The 11,871-nt window shown below is 30.7% G+C and carries 10 protein-coding genes and 1 tRNA gene; all 11 read left to right on the top strand.

The genetic code is table 11. The features are described from left to right. Positions 1–42 precede the first annotated feature (42 nt). Complete coding sequence (gene purR / locus CJ191_RS02390) at positions 43–870, top strand: pur operon repressor (protein ID WP_102198883.1); 828 nt, start codon at positions 43–45, stop codon at positions 868–870. 242 nt (positions 871–1,112) lie between these two features. Further along, a complete protein-coding gene (locus CJ191_RS02395) occupies positions 1,113–2,279 on the top strand; it encodes a nucleotide sugar dehydrogenase (protein WP_102198884.1) in 1,167 nt (388 codons plus the stop codon). Between the two features lie 18 nt (positions 2,280–2,297). Continuing rightward, positions 2,298–3,050, top strand: a complete 753-nt coding sequence (locus tag CJ191_RS02400) for a glycosyltransferase family 2 protein (protein WP_257994103.1) — start codon at positions 2,298–2,300, stop codon at positions 3,048–3,050. 27 nt (positions 3,051–3,077) lie between these two features. Then, positions 3,078–3,881, top strand: coding sequence for a glycosyltransferase family A protein (locus CJ191_RS02405; protein ID WP_102198886.1), 804 nt, complete (start codon positions 3,078–3,080; stop codon positions 3,879–3,881). A 4-nt stretch (positions 3,882–3,885) separates the two neighbouring features. Then, positions 3,886–4,941 (top strand): hypothetical protein, encoded by a 1,056-nt coding sequence (locus CJ191_RS02410; RefSeq protein ID WP_102198887.1) that lies wholly within the window; start codon positions 3,886–3,888, stop codon positions 4,939–4,941. A gap of 18 nt (positions 4,942–4,959) precedes the next feature. Continuing rightward, complete coding sequence (locus CJ191_RS02415) at positions 4,960–6,051, top strand: EpsG family protein (protein WP_102198888.1); 1,092 nt, start codon at positions 4,960–4,962, stop codon at positions 6,049–6,051. An 8-nt stretch (positions 6,052–6,059) separates the two neighbouring features. After that, positions 6,060–6,962 carry a glycosyltransferase family 2 protein gene (locus CJ191_RS02420; protein ID WP_102198889.1) on the top strand — a complete coding sequence of 301 codons (903 nt, stop codon included), beginning with the start codon at positions 6,060–6,062 and terminating at the stop codon, positions 6,960–6,962. Positions 6,963–6,965: 3 nt separating this feature from the next. Continuing rightward, complete coding sequence (locus tag CJ191_RS02425) at positions 6,966–8,249, top strand: lipopolysaccharide biosynthesis protein (protein WP_102198890.1); 1,284 nt, start codon at positions 6,966–6,968, stop codon at positions 8,247–8,249. Beyond that, positions 8,246–8,974 (top strand): acyltransferase, encoded by a 729-nt coding sequence (locus CJ191_RS09325; RefSeq protein WP_102198891.1) that lies wholly within the window; start codon positions 8,246–8,248, stop codon positions 8,972–8,974. The genes CJ191_RS02425 and CJ191_RS09325 overlap by 4 nt, the downstream gene beginning before the upstream one ends. Positions 8,975–8,988: 14 nt before the next feature. Next, positions 8,989–9,061: transfer RNA gene (locus CJ191_RS02435), tRNA-Arg, on the top strand. Between the two features lie 167 nt (positions 9,062–9,228). Continuing rightward, a complete protein-coding gene (locus tag CJ191_RS02440; RefSeq protein WP_102198892.1) occupies positions 9,229–11,853 on the top strand; it encodes a YfhO family protein in 2,625 nt (874 codons plus the stop codon). The last annotated feature ends 18 nt before the right edge of the window (positions 11,854–11,871 follow it).

The raw sequence follows: 11,871 nt of genomic DNA on the forward strand, positions 1-11,871 counted from the left end.
TAATGAATATCAATACAAGAAGAATTTGAAAGGTTGGACTATATGAAAATCAAACGTAGCCCGCGTCTAGTGGACATGACACAATATCTATTATCCCATCCACATAAGTTGGTTTCTTTAACATTTTTTGTGTCACGTTATGAATCAGCGAAATCATCCATTTCTGAAGATTTGACAATTTTAAAAGAACAATTTGAATTAAGTGGATTTGGAAGAATCGAAACTGTAGCTGGAGCTGCTGGTGGTGTCATATATATTCCAATGATGTCAGAAGAAGAAGCAGTTGTAGAAGTTGAGAACTTGATTTACCAATTAGAAGCTGCAGATGATCGGATTTTACCAGGTGGCTATTTCTACTTAACAGACTTATTGAGTGACCCAGATCAACTACGTAAAATTGGTAAAATTATTGCAAGCTACTATGCAGACTCAAAAGCGACTGCTATCATGACAATTGCTACAAAAGGTGTACCAATTGCACAGATGGTTGCATTATACTTGAATATCCCATTTGTCATTGTACGTCGTGACTCAAAAGTAACCGAAGGCTCTACAGTTTCTATCAACTACGCAACCAAAGGGACAAGTCGTGTAGAGAAAATGGAATTAACAAAGTCTTCATTACCACAAGGTTCACACGTGTTAGTCATTGATGATTTCTTAAATGGTGGTGGAACGATTACCGGAATGAATTCAATGTTAAAAGAATTCAACTCAACATGTGCAGGGATTGCTGTATTATGTGAGTCTGACACACCGGACCGCGAAATTGACTTTGAATACCAATCATTGATTAAAGTACAAAAAGACCCATCATTCGCTAAAGGATTCGAATTAACACTAGGTACAATGTTTAACGAAAATAAATAACCAGTATAAAGACCTATAGACGAATTTGGAAAATGCCGTCTGTAGGTCTTTTTGAGTGATAAACAGCTAATATGAGGTAAAAGAGAATTTTTTAGGATAAAATGTTTAAATGTTGCAAATAGTCATGGTAGAATTTAAAAAGTAATTATTAAGAAATAATTATTAATTGTATATTTAAATGATACCTAACATCATTATGTTATGATGTTAAGTACATATATGTAAGATAGGGAGATAAAGAAATGAACATAACAGTAGTGGGACAAGGATATGTTGGGCTAGCAAATTCAATGTTATTAGCACAACATAATAATGTAAAAGCATTGGAAATTAATCCAAATATCGTAGAAATATTAAATTCAGGGAAATCACATATTAAAGATGACTACATAAGTGATTTTCTACAAAATAAAGAATTAAACTTTAAAGCAACATCTGATCCTGAAGAAGCATATAAAGATACTGAGTTAGTAATTATTGCGACACCGACTAACTATGATGTCGATACGAATTCATTTGATACTAGTACAGTTGAAGCAGTTATCGCCCAAACTCAAGAGATGGAACTTGATGTACCAGTGATGATAAAATCAACTATTCCAATTGGTTTTACAATTAAAATGCAAGAAAAATATGGAACAGATAAAATTTTCTTCTCACCAGAGTTTTTACGAGAAGGAAAGGCATTATATGATAATCTATACCCAAGTAGAATAATCTACGGTTCTACGGCAGATTTTGTTCAAAAAATTGCACCAATTTTTGTTGAAGGTGCTGTAAAAGAGTATATAGAGGTTCTGTTTATGGAACCGACAGAAGCAGAAGCGGTTAAGTTGTTCGCCAATACATACTTAGCAATGCGTGTTTCTTACTTTAATGAGTTAGATACATATGCTGCTTCTAAGGGACTAAATGCCCAATCAATTATAAAAGGTATTAGTTTGGATCCAAGAATTGGTGATTTTTATAACAATCCATCGTTTGGTTATGGTGGCTATTGCTTACCAAAAGATACTAAACAATTATACGCCAACTATAAGGATGTACCTAATGAACTGATGGGGGCTATCATTCGCTCAAATGATACTCGAAAAGAGTTTATCGCACAAGAAATAGCAAATAAAAATCCGAAAGTAGTCGGCGTTTACCGTCTGACAATGAAGCAAGATTCTGATAATTTCCGTGAATCTGCCGTCCAAGGGATTATTAATCTATTGGTAGAAAAAGGTATTGAAATTGTTATCTATGAACCTACTGTTAAAGAAACAACATTTAATGGTTTAAATGTCAACAATGATTTTGAAAGCTTTAAACAAGAAGCCGATGTTATTATTTCTAATAGAGATGCTAAAGAATTAGAATCAGTTAGATCAAAAGTATTTACTAGAGATTTATTTAATGAAAATTAATAGATGGGATTGGACAATTTGAATCAAGATGCATTAGTTTCAATTATTACACCAGTTTATAATGCTGAGAGTTTTATAGCAGATACAATTGATTCAGTTATAAATCAAACATATAAAAACTTTGAAATGATATTAGTAGATGATTGCTCAACAGACGACAGTAAGTTGGTAATTGACAAATATTCTTCTGATTCAAGGATAAAATATGTAAAACTTTCTGAAAATTCTGGGGCCGCAGTAGCTAGAAATAAAGGAATTGAGCTTGCCACTGGTAGGTATATTTCATTTATTGATAGTGATGACGTCTGGCATAAAGATAAATTGAAGAAACAGCTTTGTTTTATGCGTGATAATAATTATGGTTTCACTTATACCAATTTTGAGTTTATGGATGAAAAAGGTGAACTGAAAAAAAGTTCGCCTAAATTACCTGACAAATTAAACTATACTGGTTTATTGAAGAATACAGCGATAGCATGTAGTACCGTTTGTATTGATCGTGAGCTGGTAGGTGATTTTAGAATGCCTTTAGTCCGTAAAGGACAAGATACTGCAACTTGGTTACAAATTTTAAGAAATTATCCAGCTGCTTATTTACTTGATGAACCCCTTAATCGCTATAGAATTAGAACGGGTTCGCTTTCAGATAATAAGATTCAAGCATTAAAAAGAACCTGGAACACTTATTATCGTCTAGAGAAACTGCCGTTTTTAAAAGCTGTGTATTATTTCTGTCATTATGTGATGAATTCAATTTTACGTAGAATTTAATGAAGGGGCTAGGGAGTGAGTAAAAGCATGAAAATCGAAACACTTGTTGCCACGATGGATCGTACTGATTTTGACATTATAGAAAGCTTAAATCTTAGTACTGATGCAGTTATCGTCAATCAAAGAACCTTTGAGCATTACGTAGAAATTGAACGAAATGGCTATATCAATAAAATATTTTCTACACCTGAAACAGGGTTGAGTAAGAGCCGAAATTTGGCTTTAAGAAATGCAACAGCAGATATTTGTGTAATCGCTGATGATGATATGAAATATCACAATGATTATGCAGCAGTAATTGAGAAGGCTTATATAGAAAATCCTGAAGCTGATATCATTGCTTTTCAAGTGAAGAGATTCGGTAATTCAAAACGGGAAAAAACATTTAGAACAAAACCACATTGGGAGAACTATCTTTCTTCAATGAAAATATCCTCTGTTGAAATAACTTTTAAACGCAAAAGTATCATAGATAATAATATATTTTTCAATGAGAATATCGGTGCAGGTACTGACTTTCCAAATGGGGAAGAAAGTACCTTTCTCTATGCGGCTTTGAGTAAAGGGTTAAAAATTTTATACTTACCTATTGAAATAGGTCTAGTAGACATTAGTGATTCATCTTGGCATAGAGGTTATGATGAAAAACATTTTAAAGCAATTGGTGCCCGATATTATAATATGACGAATAAATTTTACTGGTTACTCATATTACAATTTGCATTAAGAAAATATTCTGAATACAAAGAAGATTCGACTATGTGGGGTGCAATTAGAAAAATGTATAATGGAAAAAGGGAATATAAAAAAGATATAAATAATAAGGAGTAGAAAGATGCAGCTTTGGATAGAAATTCAACGATTTTTAAAAGATAATATCAAGATCATCACAATTTTTGGTGTAATATTCGCTTTAGTACTGGGTGGACTCGGTGCTTTTATGACAGGAACTTCTAATAATGCACCAGAGGGTATGGAAGCTTTAGAAGAAGAGGCGATTGAGACTGCAGTAGCATTTGATTTTTACATTGAAGATGCAGAAGGGAATATGTACACGAATGAGGGAATTATTGAAGAATATTTCCGTTCCCCAAATGTATTAGAGACGCTTAATGCAGACGTTGGTATAGATTTGAAACAAATTGAGCTAGAGTATTATGAAAAAAATCAAGAAGTATTATCTAACTTTTTACCAGCTGAGCTAATGGAAAAATCTCAAATTATTTCAGTAACCCAAAATAACAGTACTGGTTTACTAACTTTTGTGGCATCTTCAGATGATAAATCACTAAATGAAAAACTTGCGAATTATTATTACGGAAAACTTTCCTCAATTCCGTTTGTGGATGAAGATAACTTATATGTATTTGATGGTCCATACAATGTTAAGGATAAACAAATTGATGATGATGAAGAAGAAACAGGTATTTCAATAAAATCCTTAATTAAATATGCTGTAATTGGTATTATTTTAGGCATTGTGGTGGGGATTGGATTAGCTTTAATCCATGCTTTATTCGGTAAAAAATTAAATTATGCCTTCGGTTATGCAATTGATGATAGTGTAGATTTTATGATTTACGATGAGAAGTTAAATAATTCTGATGAAATTGCTAATTTTGTTAATTTTCCTTATTCTAAAAATAAGGTAATTCTTTCAGAAAATGGCCAAGACTTAAATGTTTCTGATATTCAAGAAAAAATTAGCGGAAATAAATTTAAAGTGATACCTAATATAGCAGATGACAGTGTAAAAAATCTCATGACAGAATCTTCTGAAGTAATCATGGTGGTATTACCTAATAAAACTTCTAGAAAATGGTTTAATACTCAAATGAAACTAATGAAATTGGATAATCTTTCACTTAAAATTATTCAAGTCAACGAATAATTTAAAGGGAGGAATGACATGATTTGGATTGTTCATATAATAGCTGTAAATGTCCTATTTTTAATTAGTTATTTACGGAAGAGCGAAGATTTTTTCCTAAAATCAACATTTATATATTCCTTGTTTGTTTTCGGACAACGCTGGATGGTTGGAACTGACTTTCCAAATTACTTAGGTTATTATCTTAGAAGCCATATTGGTAGAGAACCTTTATATTTTGGACTACAAGAGTTATTTGCGGGCCTAAATCTTTATTTCGGTTTATTTATTTTTCTTACATTATTGATTACACTAATAAACAACTTTAGATTCATTAAAAAGCTAGAATCAAATGTATCATTAGTCTTATACATATACATGTTTTCAGAGATATATTTTGCACAGATGTCTCAAGTAAGACAGTTTATGGCCATTAGTTTCTTTATTAATGCATTTTATTATGCTTATCAAAATAAATATAGAACTGCTATTTTTACTAGCGTTGTGGGTGGGCTATTTCATATCTCAGGGTTCTTTCTAATACCATTCTTATTTTTAAAGATAAAATTCAATAAAGCCACTGCTTTATATGGACTGTTACTCGCTTCTATATTACCGTTATTTAATGTATCCGTGATCTTTAAATTACCATTATTTAGTGCTTACTCAAAATATATTGATAGCATATTCAATGTAAATTTAAGTATTTTTCATTATTTTAAATTTTATTTTATGATGGTAATCATTATGTTTGTAATTTGGAATATGAAAGTAAGAAATACTAGAGAAATACAAATGTTATTTAACGGATTAATTTGGTACATGCTCTTCTATGGTGCAAGTTTCCAATTTGCGCCATTCATGAGAGTGAGTTTTTATTTTAAGATATTTGAGATTGTATTCTTAGCGCTAAGTATCAACATGCTACGTTTATTCTCTGGATATCTAACTCGTATTCTTGTAGTTTCAGTGTTTATCGTAGTTTTTGTAGGATTTATGGTGACTGATCCGTATAACATACAAGATTTTCAATGGCGACCACTAACTATAAGAGAAAGTAGAAGCGATGATCAATTAAGACAAGAAATAGCGAATTATCATAATAAAATTTTAATGAAAGCAAATGAGTAGGTGATGATTTGGATAACAACGAATTAGTATCTGTTATTATCCCAACATATGGAAGACCGGATACATTAATGGCAGCTGTTCAATCAGTGCTAAATAGTACGTATAAAAATATTGAAGTAATCGTTGTAGATGATAATGATCCTGATACAGATTCACGTAAACAAACATCTGAATTAATGGGAGCTGTTAAAGATAGTAGAGTGCACTATTTTCAACATACACAGAATATAAATGCTTCTGCAGCACGAAATACTGGATTTCAACATTCTACAGGTCAATATATTTGTTACCTTGACGATGATGATCAATTTCGAGCTGATAAAATAGAAAAACAGATAAAATTTTTACAAGATACTCTTAATTTTGATGCTGTATACTGTGGTTGGAATAAGGATAATGTAGATATATATCCAGAATATGCAGGTAGTTTAGCTAAGGAACTACTATTGATGGATTATACACCGATGACATCGAGTATAATGTTTAAACGTCAAGCGATTAAACATTTAAACGGCTTCGATGAATCGTTTAAAAGACATCAGGATTATGAGATTATGCTTAGATTTTTTGAACACCATACTATCGGTTATGTATCTGAAATTTTGTTGGATAGTGGTAAAAATCAGGGTGAAAATAGAATGTATGGCAAAAGATTAGATGAGTTAAAAGCTTTTTATTTCAAAACGTTTGAAAGTAAAATTGCGGAGTTAGATGCAGCTTCTCCAGGATTAAAGGATGATATATATAGTAAACATTATGCATCTACCTTTTGGAATCACATTAATCACAAGAATTATAAGTTAGGATTAAATGTATTAGCCACCAATTTAAAAGAACGTCCTATTAAATTTACACGTGATGCCTTTAAATTTTTAATTAAACATATTAAGAAAATAATCAAGGAGAAATAGTAAATGAAAGCTATAAAAAATTTAATTAACAAAGCGAAGCAAGATTCGTTGATTAAAAATTTCTCTGTACTTTTTAGTGGTACAGCGGTTGCTCAGGTGATTTCTTTTATTCTTTCTCCTGTTTTAACTAGATTATACTCACCCTCAGAATTTGGAGTAAATTCTATTTATAATTCCTTTTTACTGATTGGAGCAGTATTTGCCACTCTTAGATTGCAGACTCCAATTGCAATGACAGATAAAAATAGTGAGAGAAGTAGATTAACAGAACTAAGTTTAAGTACATCTTCATTCTTTGCAGTCGCTATAGGAATAATAGCTTTAATTTTCCCTAATGAATTGAATGCAATTTTTGGTGTTGAATCTTCTCATTGGTTCTGGGTTCTGCCAATTTCTATGTGGTTTATTGGGGCTTATGAAACCTTCTTCCAAGCTTTGCTTAGTGAACAAAGATACAGAGATATGACAATTGTATCTATTGCGAAAGTCGTAGTAATGGGGTTAGCTCAAATAGGACTAGTATTTTTAAATACCGGATATATGGGATTAATTGTTGGTAATCTATTATCTTATATTGCTGTTGTTGTGTATATGATTATAAAAGTCCAATATAAAATTCAACTACCAAACTTGAACGAATTGGGTAGCACTTTTAAACAATATGCAGAATATCCTAAATATGCTTTTCCTGCAGAGCTATTAAGTATTTCTTCTACACAATTACTACCTATTATGATTTCATTTCTGTACAATTCAGAAGTAACAGGTTATTATTCATTAGCCAATAGACTGATAGGAGTACCGATTACAGTTATTGGTAACTCGCTTCGTCAAGTATATTTAAAAGAGGCTACAATAGAGTATAAAAATACTGGGAATGTATATAAGAGTTTTAAGAAGACATCTACAATGCTATTAGGAATTGCATTCCCAATAGGTATAGTCTTAGCAGTTATTGCCCCATGGTTCTTTGGAATCTTCTTTGGTGCAGAGTGGGGCATTGCAGGAACATATTTACAATTATTAGTGCCTGTATTCCTAGCTCGATTTATTGTTACGCCTATTATGGGGACAATTTATATCGTGAATAAGACAAAATTAGGTATTCTAGTTAATGGTGCACTAATGTCAATATCTATAATCCTAACTATTTTATTTAATATATTAGCAATTTCAAACCCTGAACCTTTCTTTATTACTTATTCTCTAGCTTACCTTGCTGTGTATTTGATCATCTATGTTTACTTCTGGATTAAAATTAGTCAAAAAGAAAGGAAAAGTAAATGAAGTTAGTTTTAAAAATTAGAAAAATCTTGTTTAGAATTGCTTTTCCAAATAAATATAATTCAGAAAAATATACGAGTTACTTAAAGTCTAAAGGAGTTGAGGTAGGTGAAGGAACATATTTCTTTGATCCTATATCAACACAGATAGATGTAAATAGGCCCTATCTATTGAGTATTGGAAAATATTGTAAGATTACAAAAGATACTCAAATTTTGACACATGATTACTCCAGTTCAGTATTCAGATTAGCTAATGGAGGAACCACCGTTACAAGTGCGAAAAAAACTGTAATAGGTGATAATGTATTTATAGGTATTAGAACGATAATTTTACCAGGTGCTATAATAGGTGATAATGTTATCATCGGTGCTGGAGCAGTAGTTAGTGGTAATGTACCTAGTAATGTAGTGGTAGCTGGAAATCCAGCTAAAGTGATTACTGATTTAAATACTCATGCTGAAAAAAGACAAAGTAAATTGTTATCTGAAGCCGTCTTTTATGCAAATGAATATTTGAAAGCTACTGGATCTTATCCTGAAATTGGTCAAATGGGGGATTTTTATCCCCTTTATTATTCTGGTGATTTAGATGGACTTCGTAATCTTGGTGTCAATGTAAGAGCGAATGGTGACGATGCTATGTCTTTCGCTCGAGATTTAGAACATAATCAACCAAAATTTAATAATTATGATGAATTTATTGATTATGTGAAGAATTTAGAATAAAATAAATAAGTCGTGGCCCCATAGCTCAGCGGATAGAGCACTCGTTTCCTAAACGAGGTGTCGGAAGTTCAATTCTTCTTGGGGTCGTAAACTATATTTTTATATCTAACATTTTTAGAAATTTTACTTACAATAAGAAATTCTATTGATAGATGTATCGCATCTATTAATAGATTTTTTTTTGAAGGTTTAGTTCGTTTAAAAAGTATTGTTGAATATTGTATTTAATTTTTTAGTGTGGGAGTAGGAATTAGATGAATAGTATAAAAAGAAAGTTAATTTTGGAAGAATGGTTAACCTTATTACTAATAGTGATTGCCTCCATTCTGATGCATAAATTATTTTTAGATAATCAAATTAATAATAGTTTGTTGATGGCGGGACCAAATGACCAAACACAACAAATGTTAATTTTTAAAGATTACTTATATAAGGAATTTAGTAAAGGAAATTTTTTCTACAGTTTTAACTATAGTGGAGGAGGAAACTTTCTAACAAAATTAAGTTACTATTATACGACGTCTATATTTTATTATATGACGGTATTGGTAACTTGGATATTGGAAAAATGTCACCTTATTGGGACGCCAGATATTTTATATTGGGGAGAAATTTCTTTGCTCCTTTCAATTGTCAAATCTAGCTTAATTGCCTATTTGACTACTATATTGATTTCAAAATTTAATGTACGTAGACCGGTGTCCATATTTGCGGCAACATTTTATGCTTTTTCTCCAATTTATTTTAGACATGCTGTTTTGTGGGAATTCTTTACTGATGCCATGTTATGGTTGCCAATTATACTATTAGGAATAGAATATATTTTTGAAGGCAAAAAGGGTTGGTTATTCAGTTTAGGTGTAGCTTTGACATTATTTAATAATGGATACTTTGCTTTTGCAAATTTATTATTAAGTGGATGCTATATCTTTATACGTTTGTTCATAAAATTAAATGAGAATGAATTAAACTGGGGAAAAAAATTACGACAAATTGTAGTATTTGGCTTACTTGGTTTAGGTATTTCAGCTGTAGGATTTATACCTTTTGTTAAAGGATTTCTTGATAATAGCAGGAGTAGTATAGAAGTATTCGCCCCATTTTGGGATAATGAATCTTTTACAATTAAAAGCTTATTAGTATCAGATCCTGTACAAATAATTCCTTTTATATATGTACCCATAATATTTACATTGAACAATTATAAATCAAAAGGTTTTAGATTTTTTAGCAGTTTTACAACAGTCCTAATCTTGCTGAGATATAGTCCTAAGGTCGCAAGTATTTTTAATGGATTGAGTATGCCCCAATATAGATGGCACTACATAACTTATTTATTTATTGCGATTACCATTGGTATTGGTATTGAACAAATATTGAAACATAAATCTCTAAAATCAAGTGTCTTCTCTATTGGACCTACATTATTGATTTATTATAGTACGTTAAAATTTATGGATAATAGCTCAGACATTAATATAAAATATTTTATGATACTTATAGGTATTGCGATGGTATGCTATTTAATGCTTAGTTATGCTAAACAATCTAGGATTCAGTACGGAGCTTTGATGGCGATATTCATATTAACGATACCATTTATCAATCAGTTTAATTTACGACTATTCGAACAATATAATATGGAAAAAGTCACTAAAGGTTATTTATATGATACTTTTGAAAATCCAAATACGGACATATCGCAAGCTATTAACTTTATTGAGAACGATGCTAATGGCTTTTACCGTATAGAATATGTAGGTATGGCTAATTTGGGCATGGCATATAACCAAAGTACCTTTAATAATTACTCAAGTTTCCAAAATAAATATGAACGGGATTTCATTGATTATTTTGGTATTACTAATGTTAAAGACAATAGTGTTTCGATTGATGGTCTAGGTGGTAGACAAATCATTAATAGTTTATTCCAAATAGATTATGTGATTGCAACGGAAAATGATCAATATATCGTCCCAGAAGGTTTTGAACAAATAGAAACGTTTGGTGACCTTTCTATTTATAAAAATACATATCCATTTGCATTTATTCATCCTGTGAAGGAACAATATGATGAAGGTCATTTTTCGACTAATGATTTTAAGGATACAAAATTAATAAATGGGGTATTTAGATCAATGAATACAGAAAAAATATCTGAATCAACTTCTGAATATCCTTTAGAATTTCATATAGAAGATAATGATTTCTATAATAATGGTTATATAACGAAATCTGATGAAAATGTTAGTTTAACTATAGACATTAATTCAGAACAGCATTTTGATGAAGTAGTGGTTGATTATACATTAAAAGCTGATACGAAAAATAATACTGGTAAATATAATTATCTAATTAATGGTAATGAAATAGGAATGAGCTCACCAAATAACAAATATGCTCTGCAACAATTTCATCATCAAATTTCAATTCCATATGATAATCAAATTACTTTTGAATTTGTTGGAGGTAGCGGATATGATTTTGAAATTAAACATATATATGGACTATCATATGATCAATTGGAAGCAAGAAGTAATGAAGATAAGAAATTAGATTACAATTTGGAGCTAGCGCAAGATGAACTAGAAATTAACTTTGATAACAGTGATGGTTATACCTATTTAGTATTACCGATATTCTATGAAGATGGTTGGCAATTAGAAGTCAATAATGAAAAAATAGCAATAGAAAATGTCAACAATGGTATGATAGGATTTAAAATACCAAAAGGCCAATTAAATATCAAAATGAAGTTTGTGCAACCATATTTATATAGTTCAATAGTTGTAAGTATTGCGTCTATATTGATTTTAATTTTGCTGAACAGCAATAAATTTAGTGGGTGGATTAAAAATCATCTGTTGAATCAACAATAAAAAGGAGGATTCAGAGAA

The sequence above is a fragment of the Aerococcus viridans genome, from assembly GCF_002871935.1.
GTDB lineage: Bacteria > Bacillota > Bacilli > Lactobacillales > Aerococcaceae > Aerococcus > Aerococcus viridans_B.